Here is a 17,759-nt window from a genome sequence, read left to right as displayed (position 1 = left end):
CTCATTGAGCACAAAGGGCTGCGCATGGAAGATGCCCCACCGGTCTTTTACATGGGAGTAGATTCCAATGGAAGGTGTGTTGCGCCGAGGATCAAGCCGGGCTTGCCACACCCGTTTGGTGGTCTCCATGCTCATCATGTCAGAAGATGCCAAATCGGACCGCCCCCAGGTGGCGGCAATCGGGTGTCGCTGCATGAATTCCAGCACAGCCTGGCAGGCCTGGCTCAGACGCCGTTCGTCCCGCGCCCAGCGCATGGCCTGGCGAATGCTGGTGGCAGACAATTGCGGAATCATGCGCGCGCATTCGACCGCAGTCAGACTGGTGCCGTGGGCCATGATGCCGGCATAGACCATCAGCAGCTCGTCGGTAGAGCGCGGCTCACGTCCGAGCATGATCCAGCTAAAGCGCACCTGGGCGTCAACGGCCAGAATCACTTCCGGCAATTGAACCTCACCGATGCGGTGATCCAAAGCCGCGCGCAGCTTGGTCACTTCTGGGTCTTCGTCCTCTGCGGGCAATGGCGACAAATGGAGTTCATCATCCACGCGCAGTACGCCACTGCGGGCTGCAGCGGCCACCGCATCGACACCGGCAGTTACTCTGGCCAGCAAAGGCTTCAAGAAAGTGGCAGCCTTGCTGGGTAACGATAGACGGGCATAGTGTTTCTTGGACTCTGCCTGCCAACGCTCGTCCGTGAAGAACAAGCGCGCACGACCCCGAAAGCTCAGGCTGTGCTCAATCCAGACCGAGCCATTGCGCACCGCGCGGCGCAGGGCAAACAGGGTGGCCACCTCCAACGCCTGAAACGCCCGTTCCCGGTCTGGGCTGGAGATCGAAACCTGCCAGATCATTCCCAGACTTGGTGCCACCACTTCAACTGGCAGCTTTCTGGATCCTTTGAGATATAAAGCTTGCAGCTTGGCAAGGTACTCGATGGCAGGATGCTCGCCGGTGGCCTGCCAGGGCAGCTTTGCAATGGCGACGAGCAACGACCGCACGGGGCGAATTCCATCAATCAATCCCTCGCGGACCAGGGAGGCCCTGCTCGGTGGTTTGCGTTTCTGGGTTTCGGTGATCAAGGCTTCAAGACGGGCACGCAACTCAGCATCTGGCACCGCACCTTGCGCGCTCAAGGCAACAAGTTCGCCGAGCAGCGTTTTGTACATTGCGGCCCAATTGACGGTAGCGGGGACATCGGCGGCAGCCTGACGCCACAGATCGGCGATCCGGCGCTGCACCATAAGGATCAACTGGTCTGTGGTGGTGAACAGGCAATACCGAAGAAAGCATGCGACCTCCACGGTGCGCGCTGGCTCTTTGATCTTGGCTCCGGCTGAGGGCGGCCTGGAGACAAGTCGGCGCGCGTAGCGGCGCAAGATGAGATCGGGGATGTCTGCCAGGTGCTTATGAACGTCCAGCGTGTAAAGCAGGTCGATGCGCTCCAGTACCTCGCTGATTTGGCGGGTTGAGTGTTTCGCCGGTGCAGCCCATAGCCAACTCTGCTGGGTTTGTCCATCTGGGCGCAGCTCTGAAACTGAGGCTCGCCAGCGATCAAGTGTTGCTGGATCAACGCTGGCGGCGATGGCGGTGCCTGTTTCAACTTCAAGCTGGGCAAGTGCCGCCGCAATCAGTGTCCGAATTGCCCGCTCGTGCACGATCACCAGCTTGTTCTTGTACAGCCATTGACGCGCCCGCACGAGTAGCTGATCGCGGTCGGCGCAGCGCGCCACTTCGTCGCGCAGTTCACGTACCAGTGAGCGGCGCTGGTGCTCGCTCATCCACTGGAATCCAAGGACCGTGCAGGCTACTTGTTGGTGATCGAATAGCGTGCGCCCGCGTTCATACATGGCTCTCAGCGAGGCGACTTCTGGTGCTGCAATGCCAAGCTCGTTGCCAAGGTGGCGCCACAAGGCTACTGGAATTACCCGAAAGGCACCGAGCAAACGCCCACTCATGCGCAGGAAACCAATATGGAGCGCCAGACCAAGCTTGTGGGAATCACCTCGGCGTGCATTGATTGCGTCGCGCTCGGCACCATCGAAGGTGAAAAATGCCTTCATCTCGAAGTCGCTGATATCGCGGGGGAGCCCACGCATCCCCAAAAACGTTGTGTGCCAACCCTGCATCGTGAACCTCAAAAGTGGGAGGCCACCATACCCGTTTACAAAGCGAACAGGAAAGTCAATGAAATCAACGGTCTACCCAGACCACCCCCGCGCCAGTGCTAGCTTTGCGTACCGTCACTTATTGCACTGAAAACGAGGAGACCCCGATCTGGTCCTCGCGGCGGGAACAGTTGTGCGCTTCGACACCGTCCACCGCTGGCGCTGCTTGCCGGTCATTGATCACTATAGGCTGGTCATGAAACAGTGCCCAGGTATCAAGCATGTGCACATAGATGCCAACACCATGCTGCTTGCGGCGGTATTCCATACGCGCCGAGTGCAGGTACCGTGACGTATCGAGCGTCATCGAATCAGAGGATGCTTTGTCGCCCTGGCCCCAGAGTTTGGCAATAGGCATGCTTTGCTGGAACTCAATGACCCGTGAGTTGGCCTCCCGCAAACGGCCACTGGCCTCCGTTGCACGCATGGCCATAGTGACCTGAGACACCTGCAGGCCTGGGATCATCGCGCATACACCTTTGGCAGTGTTCTCTGTTCCGTGTGTGTATAGGGCGCCGTAGACGGCCTTCAGTTCAGCCATGTCTTTGGCCCTGCGGCCTAGCAGAGCCTGGCTAAATCCGCTTTTTGCGTCGATCTCGACCAGCATGTTGCCAAGCTGGGCATCGCCGATCATGTTGAACATGCTCTCGCGTGTCTTGGTGACCTGGGGTTCGACTTCAAGCGCCTGAATCGGTGCAATGTGAATATGCCCCTGGCTGTCTATGGTCAAGGCCCCGTCCTCCACGGCCTGCACCAGTTGGCCGATGCCCGCTTTGACCCGTCCCAGCACGCGCTCCAGGAACTTATCTGGATTGTCCGTCAAGCTCAAAGCTCGGATCAGCGACTTGTGCTTTTCGGCCCACTGCGTTTCGGGTATCAGCTGATCGGCACGGTTGCGGTGGCGGCTGCTGTGTTCCAGCCACAGCTTTCCGCCCTTGATCGCTTTCTTCAAAGAAGTCGCTGCGCTTGCTTTGAGAGCTGCAAGAGCAACCTTGCGATCAGGGCCTTCCAGCAGCGAGTGCCAGCTTGGGTCCGCAACCGACACATCAAACCCCTCGGGAAGGCTGCTGATGCTGCGTTTGGACAAATCGCGCAGCGTCTTGAGCTGCTTGAGCGCCTTGTCCGTTTCCTCGCCTTTGATCTCAAGGACTCCGAGGGCATTGAGCAGGGCCGACATACGCGGCGCTTGTTCTTTCACCAGTGTTTCCCGGACGAATTGAGCCCGCGTACCGGCAAAGTTTTCTCCATTCTTGGGCACCAGGTCGCGCATCGCCGCGACGATCTGAGCATCGGTCAACTGCGTGTCGTAGAGAATGTCCTTCAGCTTGACGCGCTCAGCACGCAGATCCACAGCACTTTCGGCTTGCTTCTTGAGTACCTTGCCAGAGGCCTTGTGATAGAGATCCGTGAGACATCGCGCACCGATGTCTGCGGCGAGATCGGTCTGATCCAAGAGGGTTACATGCAGGAAAGAGACGATGCGCAGATCGCGCTGATCCTCAGAGAGAAACTTCGTCGCGGAGGGTGGACGATTGATCACCTCCTGGCTGTACGCCCTGAGACGATTCAATGGAATCGCCGACAGCTTCCACTTGTGAACTTGCAGTGACTTGAGGCACTCGATTTTCTTGGTGACCTCGCTCAGCGTGAGCTGTCCGTGCTTCCCTGGGGGTGTGCGCAGCCACTCCAGCACTGTGTGACCGCCGGGCCCTGATCGCTTTGAGAATGCGTGCGAGAGAGCCGCCTGAAGCTGTTTGGGTGGCGCACAGGTGCGGACCGCTGCGATTGCTGCATTCTCCTGTTCAGCAAATGCCATGCGCGCCATGTCGCGCAGTGTCCGGTCACCAGGCAGGACGAGCCGTCGATCAAAAAGCCAGTGTTCTGACTGTTGGATCAGGTCATCGACTGATACCGCTGAGGCGGAAAGCTCCCCCAAAGCATCTGCCAGGAGCGGCTTGGTGGTGTCGTCTACTACCGCGAAGCCGACACGTTCCCGAGCCCAGAGCTGGTGCTCGTATCGCGTGTCCTTGTCCTTGTACAGCGAGGTCACCGAAGCGATATCCGTCGCATGCATACCAAGCGCTGAGGTCAGGTACCGCAGCAAAACGGAGGGGAGGCCTGAAAAGGCATCGGGGTGCCGCCCGGTGGCGCGCAGCATGACCAGTTGGACTGCAGCGCCAAGGCGTGCAGTCCCTCTGAACCGGGGCGGGCGCAGCTCCTGGATGTCTTCAATGCTCAGCCCAAAGCACTCTTCGACTTCCCGCTTAGATAGCGATTTGGGCAGGGTATCGGCGCCAACGAAACGTAGGTAGTAGCTAGACAAGCTGGTCCTCCCGTGGCTGGCGTGGTCGCAAGCCTGCTGCAGTCTACGTATTCGCTACTGATAATTCCAGACAATAAAAAATTGCGGGTTAACCCGTAGCTCTTAACCGGGTTTTCTGCACGGAAAGTGAGATCACCCCATTGTGGTCGCCAAATCGGGGGCCACAGCCGGTCTCCCCAGCGATGGCGTCAAGGACTACTGGCCCGGATTCGAGGCGCTGACACCGGCTGAGAAGCGGGCAAAGGTGCGGGATGAATTCGACCGCATCCTGGCCTACGGTGATCGATGGCTCCAGGTCCTCGAAAGTGTGGGCCTTGGCACCCCACCGACGCCGGCAGCTCCCGATTCAGCAAACGGCAAAGACAAACGCTACGGCTGGGGTGGAGGCGAGTCAGAGGAGCACAAGCAGCTGCGCCTCGATGTCTTGGCCAGGCCGGAGTTGTTCGACCTGAAGAACACGCTCCTCGCAGAGACGGAGTACCCGCTCCTGTCGGGTGATCGCCTGGACGCATTCTTCCGAACGCAGACACGTTTGGTCGGCGTCGAGGTCAAATCCATCCGGTCTGGATACGACGACCTTGAACGCGGTATCTACCAGTGCGTGAAGTACCTGGCCGTCATGCGCGCTCAGGCGTTCATTCACGAACCTGCAGGCGCAGAGATCCAAGTCATGGCAGTGCTGGTGGTGCAAAAGCAGCTCCCAGATGATCTGGAGGAACTCGCCACGAAGCTGGAGGTGAAATGGATGGTGCTGCCCCCCGGCCATTTTGCGCAGGCAATGCAAGTTTGAAGGCCGTATCCTGGCTTGCACTCGGCGTGGGGCGTGAGGGGGGCCTCATTCACTGTTAGAGTGGGTCCTCAGGCATTTTGAAGAGCCATGTTGGCGTCGCGTGCCCTTTGAGTGCTCATGGACGCCGCAACACCTCCGCTGATCAGCCAACACGAAGACATTGCTCTCTCAGGACAATTCAAATTGGTCGTGCTGCGCGGTGCTGCCTGGGACCTCCACCACCTGAAGCCGTTTGCCTTCCGTGAGGAACTGTCCCCCGGCGTTGAAGTAGACGTTGTGGTCTTCTTCAGCTGCCACTGCTTCACCCATGACTACAGGGATGATCCCCGTCTTAGCATCCCCGCAGAGGAGATCTATTTGGATGGGAATGACCGCCGGGTGCTCAATGAGGAACGCTGGCGGTTGTCCAAGGCTCACCTACCCAACTTTGTTCAATGGATTCAATCCAGCCGTATCCGCGTCCTGGACAACGCACAGGGCAACTTCGCAACCTTCCAAGCGCTGAACAGCTCAGGCGTTTCAGTCACCTACGCCGTTTTCTTCACGGTGAAGAAAGACGCCGCTCGCCGTAAGCGACTCATCCTCCGTGTCCAGTCTGCCTATGTGCTGGAGCAACTCACCCTTCGCCAGAAGAAGTCCGGGAAGGTGAACTTGAAAGTCCTTCTTCGCGCAGTGCACGAGAACAGGAAGATCAGGCCCTGAAAAGACAACAGCCACCCGAGGGTGGCTGTCGCATGCGGGCTTCTCTTCAATCCCACTCCAGGTGGGACCCTACTCTTTCAAGTAAGGCGGCGCCGACACCATCTTTCCCGCTTGCGGATATCGGCCTTTGTGTTGGCATATTAACGCTTTATCGTAAATACGCCAAACACTTTGTTGATCCGGCAAACTGGTGGTTGATGGCTTCAACCCAAAGCCCATACGGTTACGACAGACTGGAGGAAGCCCTCTATCGAGGGGTTTTTCCGCTTCATGCAGTGTTGCAACAAATCCCCATACGTGGCAAAGAATAATAGTCCCGTAACTTCAGGTGGGGTGCTATTTAATTTCACCGCGTATAGATCTGTGCGGCTCAGTAGGGGTGCAGATAGGTCAGGGTCGCACTGTTCGGTGACTCGTTGACCATCGGTGAGCTAAACACTCGACTTCAGCTTTTCCGCCACCTTGATCCGCTCGGACATGCCTGCTTTCACGTAGATGGCCGTGGTGTTGATGTTCTTGTGGCCCAGCAGCCCCTGCACCACGCTGAGATTTCCCTCTTCCAGCGCCTTGTGCGCATAGGTGTGGCGAAGCCAGTGGGTGGAGGCAAGCATGAACGGCCCCTTGGCCTCGCCCGTTCTTTCACCAGCGGCGAGAGAGCACATCGCAAAAAATCCCTTGAGGATCTGATACAGCATGTGGCCGCACAAGGCTCCGTGCTCGTTGACGGTGTACTTGAGCTTGCCGGCCACGGCGACGCTCTCGATCTCAATCGACGGCAATGCAGCGTTGTCCCGTGATGCCTGGGCTTGCTCGTTGCGATCCTCTTCAAGCTTCTTGTTCTTTGTCCAGATCCAGCGGTCATCCAGCACGCCAATCAGCGGCTCGTCCTCGGGTTTGACTTGAGAGAAGTATTTCAGTCTGCCTTGGTTCACAAGCTCCTGTCGATCCCTGCGGTGCTCACGCAGCGCCTCCATAGTCTCGGCGTTCAAAGGCACTTTGCGAAACCTTTTGCCCTTGCCCAGCACCTGCAGCACGCGCGCTTCAGAATTGCGTTCAAGCGCTCGGTCGGTCTCTACGTGCGACCATCGCGCCTGCGCCACCTCCGCACGGCGAAGCCCTGCGTTTTCGAGGAGCCGGAACAATGCGCGCAGCCTCCGCTTGGGAGCACCTTCCGGTAGGTCGGCGAATGTTTTGCCCACCACCTCCAGGTCGGCCTCGGTGAACGAGCGGAACACGTCCATCGTCTCCTCCTCACGCTTCTTGCCGTGGACGGCCTGGGCTGCGTTGGCGCCGATGTAACCCGATTCTTTCCAGTGCGCGAACATCTTGCGCACAGCGGCGAACGTCACGTTCAGGCTCATGGAGTTCAGGGGCCCGCGCAGGGGCCTCCAGCCGGTGGTTTGTTTCTTCGGCGCGCCTTTGGCAGCTTGAACCCAGTGAGGGGGCGGGGCGATCAAGAAATCCTTGAACTCAAAAAAGTCGCCTTCGTCCAGTGAAGAGAGCGCCTTCTTGCGCTCGTGGATGGCCCAGAGGATCAAACGTTCGATGGAGCGCTGGTACGCCTCCTGGGTGAACGGCGACAGATCCTTGATTTTGCGAAACCATCCTTTCACAGCCTCCAGGTCGTTGGAAGCACTCATGGTGTTGACGCCGTGCTTGCGAAACGTGCCCTTGGTTCCCATCAGATCTGCAGGCCACTTCATCAAGGTGAGCGGCTGCAGGCCGTTGTCGTCCGAGATCTGCAGCTCGGTGGAGGTGGCATTGGTGGAGGCGCTGGCCAGGGCAGGGAGCTGGGACAGTCCTTCGGCGGGCACCAGGTTCCAGCGCAAAATCCACGCCAACAGGTTGTCTGCCCGCTTGACCCCATAGCCAGGCAGGGCGTCGTACCAGGTGGCACCTTGCAGTGACATCCAGTCCACCAGGTTCCCCAGTGTGATCACACCCGCTGTGCGCAGCGCCTGCATCTGTGCGGCCGACATGATCACCCACTGCTCCACACGATGAGCCCGCTCGGGCTTGGTGCCCAGGTGTTCATCCAGCCAGTTGATCGCATGCAGCACGTCCTTCATGCGCTCAGCCGCGCTTCGGGCCTGCTCCAGCGCCTGTACAGGCTCGACGTGAATCAATGTCGATTCGCTGGCCAAGGCGATCTCTGCCTGTGGGGGTGAAGGTACGGCCTCGGTGGCGGGCAGGGCTGCTGCAGCGGCAGCGGCAAGTTCGACCAGCTCATCCTCATAGCGCTCGATCAGCTCCGCTTCAGAAAACATGTCCGGGTCGAACTGCGCCGCAAACTCTTCCAGTGTCGGCGGCTGGGGTGCCTGAGCTGCCACCGGCTCGGAAACGGCAACGGACTGCGCTGCAAGGGCCGATGGTTGGGCACCGGGCTCACTGGCGGCAGTCCGCGGCTCCTCGATCACAATGGTCTGGTGGTCCCTGAGAACCCTCACCATGGCACGCGCCTCGTGAGATTGCTCGATGCCATTGGCCGCAGCCTCGATGCGATCCAGAAGCTCCTGGTATTTCTTGATGAGCGCTGGACGCTCTGGCACACGGCCTGGCCACAGCAGGTACTGGCGGGCGGCAACCGTCAGATCCACACCTTGGGCAACCGCGCGCAGCATGGCGAACTCGTCGGCCGTCGCGCCGGTGTCGTGGGCGATCTTGGTGCGCGAACCTGGTGGTCGACCGCGCCGGCGCGCGGGCTTGGCGGGCTGCGCGGCCTCCAGCGGCTGGCCACCGTCAAAATCCGCGACCGCGAGATTTCCGGCGCCGGGGATGGCGCCGTTTTCAGCGGGCGGTTGCGCTGCAGGAATTTCGGACGTAGTGTGGGCCATGACCATGAAAAACCGATTGTCTTGAACATTGGCCAGCGGGTCTACCACCGGGCCAAAAGGTACAACTAAGCGATAGAGGAGCCGGGAAACCCCCCTCCTCTTTTTATTTTTATCATTTGCTCCACGTTAACAGAGTTTAACGAACAGTGAATGTTAAATGTATTGGAAAATAAATCGATTGAAAACTTAACGAACTTAACAGACGTAACGAGAATTACGGAGTTTTCCAATCTTGCGAATTTGACCGTGCGGCTGTACATTTCCCTCTGGAGCGCAAGCGCGGACAACAGCTGCCCACCTTGCGCCCACAGGAGATCGAAATGCATGTTTGTTTGAACGGCCCCAGTGGATCGAGCACAACGGCTCACCGCGCAATCATTCGCCGCAACGGCGCCGTGGTTCCTTTTGAACACCAGATGATTGCAGTGGCCATGATGAAAGCCTTCATGGCTGTCTGGGCAACTTCCAGGGCGGCTCCCACCCGGCTGTCGGTTACCGGCTTGGTGAGCCCTCTGTCCAGCCGCGTCACACAGTGGCGCAGCCACTTGCTGCTGCATACCTATTTTTTCAAAATGGCCGGTGACGCGCGCCCAAGTGCTCGGCGGCGCGACAACACTGTCCTTCGCGACGGAGCTGCAGCTGGTTTCTTCTCGGCGGCAAAGCCCAACCTGCGCAACGCGCCATAAGCGCACCACGGTTTGAAGTCCCCATGAACACCCTTTCCATCTCCTCACCGTTTGCCCACCTCAATGTCCAGGACAGCCAGACATCGTCGTCCGATCCCTACGCATCTGCAGCCCAGTCGGCCGCTGTGCTGCGCTCGGGCGCCCAGTTCCGCCGCAACCGCATGGACGCCGCCGACATGGTCTCGACGGACGAAGCTGCTCTCTTGGCCGGCACGAGCCGGGTCACGATCAACGCCTGGATCAAGTCGCGCCGCTGCATCGGCGTGTCCAATCTGCGCCGAGGGTTCAAGTTGCCGAGCTGGCAGTTCGAGCCCAACGTGTGGCCTGTGCTGCAGCCACTGGCCGCAGCCCTTGGCGCGAAGGATGGCTGGCAAATGCTCGCCTTCCTGGAGACGCCATCGCTGGCCCTGCACGGCCTGACACCGCGTGCAGCACTTGAACAAGGCGTGCCAGGCAAGCGAATCCTGGCACTGGCAACGGCTGAGGCTCACTGATGACCTCGCTCCATGAACCTGACAGATCTCAATCCGCCATTTATTGAACTTCCCGATCAACAGTCCTGGTATCGCATCCAGCGCACAAGCTGGCGCAAAGGCAGCGTGCGCACGCGCGGCTTCATCCTGCCGCCGTACGGGGTACCCATCGGCCGCTTCGATCTGCCAGATGAGTCCACCGCGTACCTTGCCGATAGCGAATTGACGGCGATGTATGAGGCGATTTTTCGTCGCGATGCGCTGAGCTACACGCTGGACCAGCTCCGGGAACGCACCCTGATCGAATTCCGCACGGCACCGGGAATTCGTCTCGTTGACCTGCGCGGGCTGGAAGAACAGTACCCCGTTCTCCAATCGGAACGCAGCAAGTCAACCCAGGCGTTCGCCGCCGACGCCAGAAAAGCGGGCGCCCATGGCGTTATGTTTGCGTCCGCGCAGCACCCCTACCATGCATGCATCTGCCTCTTCGAGCGGGCGATATCTCGCATGGCCAAGTTCACCAGCATGCCCCTCGTGCAGCCTGGCAGTGATCGCCTTCACCGCAGTGTGGTGCTCGCAGCCTTGCGCTCTCAAGTGGCAGTGGTCCCGTAATCATTGAACGCCCACCATGCAGACACCATCAAAACCCACGGTGATTCGAACTGACGCAACAGGCCTTGCCTCATTCACAGATGACGCGCTGCTGGTCCTGGAGATCAGCAAGCGTGAAATCGAGGCAGGCAGCATTGCCAGCTCACTGGAGCGCCTGCATGCAGTAGCGGAGTCCAGAGAGACTGCCATGCGCTACAAGGAGAGTCTGGTCATTCAGGTTGTGGGCTACGACGATGATCCGCGAGAGCTGGCTGAAATCCCGGAGGTACGCGCCTTTTTCGCCCGTCTGACTCTGGAGTGGCCCCATTGGCTGTGGTTCTTGCATCGCCAAGTGGGCGCGATCCATCTGCTCATGGCGCTCCTGTGCCGCATAAAGATCCACCGCGCAGGTCTGAGGACTGGCACCGAATTCCTTGACGGCAAGGAGTTGGCAGCAAAAATGATCGATCTGTTCGAGCGCGGCAATGCAATGTTTCAGGCGTTTGGTATCAGTGAAGCCGAGGCCCAAGCATCCGCAGATAGCGCATGTGCAGAGTTGGCTCCTACCCAGAATGAAAGCCATCTTCGCAGCGATGCGAAGGCACCCCAGGATGTCCGAAAGACCGACCGATGAAAGAGAAAAATAAGACGAAGTTCAGCGAGCCAGTTCGCAAGCAAATCCGCGAACAGGCTGGCGGTCTCTGTACCAAGCCTGATTGCCTTCGCCTGACATCGGATGGCCAAAATACCAATATTGCCGACGCATGTCACATCCATAGTGCTGCAGAGAATTGGAAACGCGGCTGGGGAGGTCTTTCCCATGAGGAGTTACGAAGCGCAAGTAACGGCATCTGGCTTTGTAAAACAGATCACGGGATCATTGACGGACCCAACGGGAAGTACGAGGCATGGGAGCTTCGCCTATGGAAAGCAGTCCGAGAGCGTGCTGTCATGCTTGCTGTGCATGACGACGATATTGCGAAGTGCCAACCCACGATTGGAGCGAAGGCGGTAGATGCAGCCATATGGAAGCAAATTAATGAGCACAGGGGAGACGTACCGTTTGATCTGACAACTCAACTTGACCCTGAAGCGGTCAAGCGCGAATGCATCACCGAATTCGCACTGCGCATTTCAACCTCCAAGCCGATCTATTCGGGATTGGTTGCACCTCAGCACATCCCGCAAAGTAAAACGGCCCTAATGGTGAGGCAGTCGCCCCTTGCATACAAAATCCCCGCCCAACCAAGCGCCGTCACCAACCCCGCCTACATACACCAACCTTTATCCGGCAGCATGGAAACCGGCGATGTGCACGATGAAGTCGAGACGACCGTCTCGGAGGTTGCTGACCTGGTGACTGGGTGGGTCGCCAGTGTTGAAAGACAGGCACCTGCAGGCCGCGTCCTCATAAAAGCACATCTGAATGTCGTCTTTGGACTGACGGGAGACGAGACCCTTGATCCTGACAGCGACTTCGCGACCATGGTGAGGGGAACCGCCATCTTCCCCGCCGCCGTTGATCGCACTACCGATGGAAGCATTCTGAATTTTCGCACTCACAGCCAGGAGGTCGATTGGCGGTTTGACGTGATGCGGCTCGATGGATGCTGGACTGCAAACAGCAGGCTTCTCAAGTGCTGGGACAAGCCACCCAGTGAATGGTCACCGCAACTGCATCTACGCGCCCAGGCGTGGGAGTCGCTACTTCTGGGTACAGAGGACGGCGCAGACCTGTATGCCTTCTTGGCCGCCGCTATAGGAAACGGGGTTTTTCACTTTCATCCTTTCGGCGTACGCATCGATGTGTCACACCTACCCACAGGTTGGCAAAAGAATGCACTTTGGATAGTCCGCCGCATTCTTCTGGCCTCGGAGGTAGTTTCACGGAGCGATATCCTGCGTGGAGGCCAATGGAAATACACCGACAGACTTTTTGATGCAGCGTTGGCAGGCCCCACTTTGCATGACGCCATTGACCGACTGGCCTACGCGATTGAGGCTGGGCAGTGGACAGGCCAAGGCTACTTTGCAGCATGCGAGGTGCCAATAGAGTTACAGGGTGGTCGACAGTGCTTCCTAAGGTACTGGCGTGGCGAGGTATCCGTTCAAGATCTCTCCGCGACATTCAAAAGGACCAACTGGTCTGGTGCTTCATGAGGTTCGACCAAATTGTTGGTCACCCCAAATCTACCTCCCGCGATACCTTCGACCGTAACGGTGGCGAGTTCCCGGCCGGATAGCACAGGGAAAAAATTTCCCAGGTTTCCGCAGCCCGCCTACAGTGGGAGATGGCGCGGTAGCTGGTAGCCGCGCTTTAAAAGGTAGGCCTGTACCGCCGTGAACCTGATCTTGGCCAACTCCAGATCGGTGAAAAGCTCCTGCCTGCGGCCATGGCGGCGACTCGTTTCACCGTACCAATGACGGTTGATCACGCAGGCCTCGAACAGGTCAACATCCAGGCTCAGGATGTACCGCCGTTTGCCTCGAACAAATTCCTGACGCATGCGCGCTCCACAGAACCAGGTTCGAACCTAAGGCGACGACTTCGAGCGGCGGCTCGCACGACCCACGGCCAGGTCAGTCAATACCGCAGCCTGCAGGTTCAGGAGCAAATCCTCGGGCACCTTGGTCCACGCCAAAATCGAATTGGGATAGGCCCCAACAGGCATGCCATGTTCATTGAGGATGAACGTGGCGCCCCCCTTGATGAAAACACTCCCATAAATCACAGTGACACTTGGTTTCATCGTCACGTCGATACCTTGCGCTTCAAGGTACACGGAAGGGTTGTCGGCTATCACCTCTAGATATCGACCATCGTGAATACCTGACCACTTCCTGCAGGCAATAGCAAGCCAGATACCCGCTGGGGGTACTCCAGGCGTCCAACCACTGATAGACCCTTTCGGGTCGCTTTTCTGTTTCTTTTCTGCCATGCGATTATCCCAAGGACCTTGCAAAACTACGGACGCCCTTACTCACCCAGTCCACTGAATCGGGGGCTTTTATCGGAACTGCATTTTCTGGAGCTGGCGCCTGCTTGATCACGGTGGTCTCAGGTGCCGGTAAAGGACTGTGACCCGAGCGTACTGCTGCAGGCTTAGATGAAGTCGGTGGCGGCGGGGCTTTAGTTCGTTCAGGGGCACCGTCTTCGGTGCCACCAATAACCAGCCTTCCCACCTCGACGTGCAACCCCAACAGCGCCAGAGTCCGCAACCGCTCACCACGAAAGCGAGGCGGAGTTTCTGCGACAGCTTGGAATAGCTTGGGCTGGGCCTCATTCAACACGACCGCGAATTTCACCGGCTCCACTGGCACTTGAGTTGACGTTGAGACTACCTCCCCTGCTTTTTTTGCGCCTTGAATGAAAGAACCATTCTCCTCAAGAGACAAACCCACCATCGCCAAAGAACGAAGGCGCTCAGCCCTGTTCTGTTGCGATGTGCACGCAAAGGTACTTTGCAGTGTGGGGTATGCCTCAGTAATCTTCACCACGACCTTGAGGCTTGTTTCCTTCATGCAGCTGCGCCCAGCAGCCAGAAACCACGGGCATTTAAAAGCACCGGATTCTGTGGAGAAACGACTTTCAGGCGAGGGAAAGCATCCTGGATGGTCTGCTGAAAAAAGTTCGAGCCGCCGCCGACCAAAACAATAACGTCTGGCGACATGCTTTCCACACGCAGCGCTTTCTGGATAGAAGTGGCAGTGACGGAAGAAAGGGTTTCACTAGCCTTCTTCAGAAATGGCGCCAGCACCACGCGATCACCCAACAGCAAAATACTTTCTTTGCCGTTGCGGATGGCATTTTCAAGAGTCTCAACACTCACCTTCGCACCGTATTCTTCGGCAATGAAAATACCCGCTTGCTCCAACAAAACGGAAGATGCCTTAATGCTTGTTCCACTGGACTGGCGCTGCAATTGCCCGTTGCTGACCAAAACCCAGTCAAGAGAATAGAAGCCTGGATCAACAACAAGAATCCGATGCTCGTCGGTAATTCGTTCTTCCTCTGGGCCATCAGCAACCTGATTCACGTAATCCAGCAGACCACCGATAGGTTGAGCGACCACTTTGACTTGCTTCACAGTGACGGTACGTTTTTGTGTGACGCGGTGCTCACCGGTAAAACGCGCCACTAGATCAGCACGAAGTTGATCATCTTGAAACTGCGACACCGGCAGACCAGTAACAAGAACATCGATCTCCTTCATTTCTGTGAGGAGCAATCCCGCGTTGAAAAGCGCCTTGTAGGAATCGGTCTTTGCGTAATCAGCATGAAGCGACCGCTCCCACATCTCCGCACGATCTGTGGAAACCCCTGCAATGAAATCCTGACCGTCAACGGTGACGTGCAGAAAATCATCCTGTGATCGACCATCAAAGCGTGTCCCAAAATGCTCTTTTGGTGCCGCACCTGCAGGACGGATAAGAATTTTCATCTTCCCCTGCGCTGGACCATAAGCTAATTTCAGGTTCGAGTATCCAACATCAATGCCGACAACATTCATTACAAAATCCCCTAATTAAATTGCAATCCAATTGTACATCAAATGCAATTCATTGCAATTCATGACGCTCTACAGTCGCTCCATGGTCAACGAAAAGGCGAACTGCCCAGCATGGGCGAATCGCCCTACAGTCGCCCCAACGGGGCACGGGATGGGGTGAAATTGGTAAGAAGACCAATTTTGATACAATACATCCTAATAGGATGAATCCATAGGGTGAATCCATCCCGACATTGCTGGTGCTGATCGTACCACTAGGTTGTTTGCTCGCGCATTGAAATCTCCCTAGTAGGATGGATTCACCCCTGCAATCCATCCCGTGTATGATGGACGGTGTTGTTCCTACCAGCTAAGATGCACTCGAAGGTCCTCGGCTGAGGAATGCTCAAAAAAGTAGTTCATCCTATTAGGATGGAGACGTAGGGTAGATCCATCCTATTAGGGGGAACGCCTTTTCCATGCCCATCGTTCCCTTGCAGATGATGTAGGCATCTCCATCCTATTAGGTGAAATCGACCTGGCAGCTCCATCCTGAAGAAACTGCAATTCGAAAGTGTGTTTTCTTTGGGTGGATGCACAGGGTGGATCAATCCAAAGTAAAGATGTGGATTTACCCATGAATGACGTGAACCTGTACCAGGCCTCGATTGAGGCTCTTGAAACCTGCATCGGCGAACTCTATGACCAAGCGGCCGATGTGTCTGGCGCCTACCTCAAGTTCGTGGACCATGTTGAGAAAAATGCGAAGGGATGGCAGTCGCGGAGCACGCTGCAGCTCTCATGCACACGAAAAGGCAACCACTTGGATTTGAAGTGGACTGGAGTTAAATGGTATGGAAAACAGTCTGCTCGTACCAGCATAAGAGTCTCTATTCCCAAGAACACAACCACCATGGCCTATACCGAAGATAAATTGAAAGTCTTCGCTAAAGAATGGGAGATAGAGGAAGTCATGAAAGCAGAACAGAAATTACAGGTGATCCGTCGCAAATCACGACACATTGTCAAAGCGATCATTTCCGTACGCAATGCGATAAGGGTCGCAAAGGCTAATGCGGAAACGGACATGCCTGAGGATGAGGACCAAGAGTAGCGTTCAACGCAAATCCAATTGCCCCCCGGCACGCTGCCTGGTGCCCTATGTAGATGCATATGACCCTGTACTTACCACGCCCGCTATCTTTATAGCCCGCGCTCTTTATTCACGAGGCCCTATGTAGTTGCGCATAGGGCTTCGATCATTTCAGGCCCTTAAACCTGCGCTCGGGGAGTTCTTCAACCCTTCCCCCGGATATTTGCCTTTTTCTACGGCCACTTCTTACCTGGGTTTCCTTGTTTCACCTTCCGGCTCCACATCGACGGGCTCAACAGGCGCATCAAAGACCCATTGGCCCCTTCATCGCTCCAGATTCACGCGTGCTGATCCCCGGAATTCGACTTATGCGGAGTTCGTTGATGTTTCCCCGGTCAGATTCAAAGATCACGGCGCTCGATCAGGCCCTATGTAGATGCATATCTATGCAATAGCATTTCGTTTTCATATCCACGTCGCTCGCCCTCCCCCGCTCGTTCAAAAGCCCCCGGAGTGCGCTGTATTTCCCCCGGCGTCATTTGGCTCAGCCCGCCCTAGGCCTTACTCATGGCGATCTGCATTTGGTTTCCACACACCCGGTTTTTCTCGGCCTTTTTTTGGCTGGCCTGAGCTGATCCCAGTTGCGGCTATCCCTCCGGCTCGAAACTGCACTCCCGGTTTCAAAATTCCCGGTTTGAATCTGGCGGCAGCGGTCGCGATATAGCGGGAGCATGCGATGGCGCCCTATGAAAACGCAATTGGTTTTTGTGGCTTTTGGTTCGGGCGGTGCTATGGCCTATTCGGGCGTGGGGCTCAAACCCCGCCCTTCGGATTTGGTTCTCCTGACCCTGCATCTGCGCTCAAGCTTCCCCGGTCCATTTGCGCTCCGGGTCGGCGCTTTTGCTCATCGCATGAGGCCCCGCGTTTGCCTTGCTGATCCCCTTGCGAAGTTGGGCACGCGCTCAATTCCCCGGCCCTCGGAGAAAGCCCCTTGCGCTTGCCTGGCCCCGGCCCCGGCCCCGACTCTGGATCTCGGTTCTGCTGGAGTAGGCCAGCTTCTGCTGGGGGCGTCAGCCCTTCGGTGCGCCCATGACCCGCCCGCCAGGGGGCTCAGTGCAGTTATCGATTGAAGACGCGGATGGGCTCCACCTTCAAGACCCCCAGAGAAGGCTGCGGGAGCCCCAGGAAGGGCCCAAAGCCCCTCGGCTCGGGTGCAGCGTGCGAATCGCACCAAAGCCCTCCTGCGGCCTCTATGCGCAAACCCTCTCAAAACTGACCTCGGCGGGTCAGGACATTGGTGCTTCGAAGGGCGGCAACAGTTTTTTCGCGAGACTGCCCGCAAAAAGGAGGGCTTCTTGAACTTCCTCCTCCCCAAGAACCCTTGCGTGCTCCATTTGGCCCTGCCAAACCGAACCATCCTCTAAATCGCGCACTTTTACGATTTCGGTCTCTTCGTTAGCTGCAATGACTTGGCCAAACGACGAACAACCGGGACCGCAGTCGTATTCAACAAGATCAAGTTTTTGCACACCAACTCCCAAAATCAACGAATTACCTACGAATGATTGCCCCTCATTATCCCGGTCTGAGGATAGCCGCACAAATACATAT

The 17,759-nt window shown here is 57.2% G+C and carries 15 protein-coding genes; 8 read left to right on the top strand and 7 right to left on the bottom strand.

What is annotated here, in order from left to right; genetic code table 11:
- Nucleotides 1-2,127: Tn3-like element IS1071 family transposase (locus tag KYG_RS00950; protein WP_008902926.1), on the bottom strand; the 2,127-nt coding region annotated here is incomplete at its 3' end.
- Nucleotides 2,128-2,245: 118 nt separating this feature from the next.
- Nucleotides 2,246-4,489 (bottom strand): Tn3 family transposase, encoded by a 2,244-nt coding sequence (locus tag KYG_RS00945; RefSeq protein ID WP_008902925.1) that lies wholly within the window; start codon nucleotides 4,487-4,489, stop codon nucleotides 2,246-2,248.
- A 142-nt stretch (nucleotides 4,490-4,631) separates the two neighbouring features.
- Here KYG_RS00945 and KYG_RS23165 point away from each other — a divergent pair, with 142 nt between their 5' ends.
- A complete protein-coding gene (locus KYG_RS23165) occupies nucleotides 4,632-5,279 on the top strand; it encodes a hypothetical protein (RefSeq protein ID WP_008902924.1) in 648 nt (215 codons plus the stop codon).
- Nucleotides 5,280-5,396: 117 nt separating this feature from the next.
- Nucleotides 5,397-5,981, top strand: a complete 585-nt coding sequence (locus KYG_RS00935; RefSeq protein ID WP_008902923.1) for a hypothetical protein — start codon at nucleotides 5,397-5,399, stop codon at nucleotides 5,979-5,981.
- Nucleotides 5,982-6,412: 431 nt separating this feature from the next.
- On the opposite strand, the gene KYG_RS00930 is transcribed toward KYG_RS00935, so the two are convergent.
- Nucleotides 6,413-8,821: a site-specific integrase gene (locus KYG_RS00930; protein WP_008902922.1), complete on the bottom strand. Its 2,409-nt coding sequence runs from the start codon at nucleotides 8,819-8,821 to the stop codon at nucleotides 6,413-6,415.
- Between the two features lie 314 nt (nucleotides 8,822-9,135).
- Here KYG_RS00930 and KYG_RS00925 point away from each other — a divergent pair, with 314 nt between their 5' ends.
- From KYG_RS00925 to KYG_RS00905, 5 genes are read left to right on the top strand one after another with little or no spacing between them, the layout of a single operon-like run.
- The gene (locus KYG_RS00925; RefSeq protein ID WP_008902921.1) at nucleotides 9,136-9,501 is read left to right on the top strand and encodes a ribonucleotide-diphosphate reductase subunit alpha; all 366 of its coding nucleotides are present in this window, start codon (nucleotides 9,136-9,138) and stop codon (nucleotides 9,499-9,501) included.
- Between the two features lie 23 nt (nucleotides 9,502-9,524).
- Entirely contained in the window at nucleotides 9,525-9,995 is a 471-nt protein-coding gene (locus KYG_RS00920; protein WP_008902920.1) for a hypothetical protein, read from the top strand.
- A gap of 12 nt (nucleotides 9,996-10,007) precedes the next feature.
- Complete coding sequence (locus KYG_RS00915) at nucleotides 10,008-10,586, top strand: RES family NAD+ phosphorylase (protein ID WP_008902919.1); 579 nt, start codon at nucleotides 10,008-10,010, stop codon at nucleotides 10,584-10,586.
- 16 nt (nucleotides 10,587-10,602) lie between these two features.
- A complete protein-coding gene (locus tag KYG_RS00910; RefSeq protein WP_008902918.1) occupies nucleotides 10,603-11,199 on the top strand; it encodes a chlororespiratory reduction 6 domain-containing protein in 597 nt (198 codons plus the stop codon).
- On the top strand, nucleotides 11,196-12,725 hold the full coding sequence (locus tag KYG_RS00905) for a hypothetical protein (protein WP_139019265.1): 1,530 nt from the start codon (nucleotides 11,196-11,198) through the stop codon (nucleotides 12,723-12,725). Before KYG_RS00910 ends, KYG_RS00905 begins: the two co-directional genes overlap by 4 nt.
- 119 nt (nucleotides 12,726-12,844) lie before the next feature.
- On the opposite strand, the gene KYG_RS00900 is transcribed toward KYG_RS00905, so the two are convergent.
- The 3 genes from KYG_RS00900 to KYG_RS00890 all read right to left on the bottom strand — a co-directional run bounded on the left by KYG_RS00900 (nucleotide 12,845) and on the right by KYG_RS00890 (nucleotide 15,076).
- On the bottom strand, nucleotides 12,845-13,072 hold the full coding sequence (locus KYG_RS00900; RefSeq protein WP_008902916.1) for a hypothetical protein: 228 nt from the start codon (nucleotides 13,070-13,072) through the stop codon (nucleotides 12,845-12,847).
- Nucleotides 13,073-13,099: 27 nt separating this feature from the next.
- Nucleotides 13,100-13,504 carry a hypothetical protein gene (locus tag KYG_RS00895; RefSeq protein WP_139019264.1) on the bottom strand — a complete coding sequence of 135 codons (405 nt, stop codon included), beginning with the start codon at nucleotides 13,502-13,504 and terminating at the stop codon, nucleotides 13,100-13,102.
- Between the two features lie 579 nt (nucleotides 13,505-14,083).
- A complete protein-coding gene (locus KYG_RS00890; protein WP_034692458.1) occupies nucleotides 14,084-15,076 on the bottom strand; it encodes a ParM/StbA family protein in 993 nt (330 codons plus the stop codon).
- Between the two features lie 616 nt (nucleotides 15,077-15,692).
- On the opposite strand from KYG_RS00890, the gene mobI reads away from it, so the two are divergent.
- On the top strand, nucleotides 15,693-16,169 hold the full coding sequence (gene mobI / locus KYG_RS00885) for a conjugative transfer protein MobI(A/C) (protein ID WP_008902913.1): 477 nt from the start codon (nucleotides 15,693-15,695) through the stop codon (nucleotides 16,167-16,169).
- Between the two features lie 1,265 nt (nucleotides 16,170-17,434).
- On the opposite strand, the gene KYG_RS24190 is transcribed toward mobI, so the two are convergent.
- A complete protein-coding gene (locus KYG_RS24190) occupies nucleotides 17,435-17,677 on the bottom strand; it encodes a hypothetical protein (RefSeq protein WP_139019263.1) in 243 nt (80 codons plus the stop codon).
- Nucleotides 17,678-17,759: the final 82 nt, after the last annotated feature.

This window comes from Acidovorax sp. NO-1 (genome assembly GCF_000238595.1).
In the GTDB taxonomy this organism is placed as follows: Bacteria; Pseudomonadota; Gammaproteobacteria; order Burkholderiales; family Burkholderiaceae_C; genus Acidovorax.
The sequence above is the reverse complement of the archived record's forward strand: the minus strand, read 5'-3'. Positions and strand labels throughout refer to the sequence as shown.

What these genes read in the sequence shown, in the direction of transcription:
- KYG_RS00925 (WP_008902921.1), top strand. Translation starts at nt 9,136, where the DNA reads ATGCATGTTTGTTTGAACGGCCCCAGTGGATCGAGCACAACGGCTCAC.
- KYG_RS00935 (WP_008902923.1), top strand. Translation starts at nt 5,397, where the DNA reads ATGGACGCCGCAACACCTCCGCTGATCAGCCAACACGAAGACATTGCT.
- KYG_RS00915 (WP_008902919.1), top strand. Translation starts at nt 10,008, where the DNA reads ATGAACCTGACAGATCTCAATCCGCCATTTATTGAACTTCCCGATCAA.
- KYG_RS00930 (WP_008902922.1), bottom strand. Translation starts at nt 8,821, where the DNA reads ATGGTCATGGCCCACACTACGTCCGAAATTCCTGCAGCGCAACCGCCC.
- KYG_RS00910 (WP_008902918.1), top strand. Translation starts at nt 10,603, where the DNA reads ATGCAGACACCATCAAAACCCACGGTGATTCGAACTGACGCAACAGGC.
- mobI (WP_008902913.1), top strand. Translation starts at nt 15,693, where the DNA reads ATGAATGACGTGAACCTGTACCAGGCCTCGATTGAGGCTCTTGAAACC.
- KYG_RS00905 (WP_139019265.1), top strand. Translation starts at nt 11,196, where the DNA reads ATGAAAGAGAAAAATAAGACGAAGTTCAGCGAGCCAGTTCGCAAGCAA.
- KYG_RS00895 (WP_139019264.1), bottom strand. Translation starts at nt 13,504, where the DNA reads ATGGCAGAAAAGAAACAGAAAAGCGACCCGAAAGGGTCTATCAGTGGT.
- KYG_RS00890 (WP_034692458.1), bottom strand. Translation starts at nt 15,076, where the DNA reads ATGAATGTTGTCGGCATTGATGTTGGATACTCGAACCTGAAATTAGCT.
- KYG_RS00900 (WP_008902916.1), bottom strand. Translation starts at nt 13,072, where the DNA reads ATGCGTCAGGAATTTGTTCGAGGCAAACGGCGGTACATCCTGAGCCTG.
- KYG_RS00920 (WP_008902920.1), top strand. Translation starts at nt 9,525, where the DNA reads ATGAACACCCTTTCCATCTCCTCACCGTTTGCCCACCTCAATGTCCAG.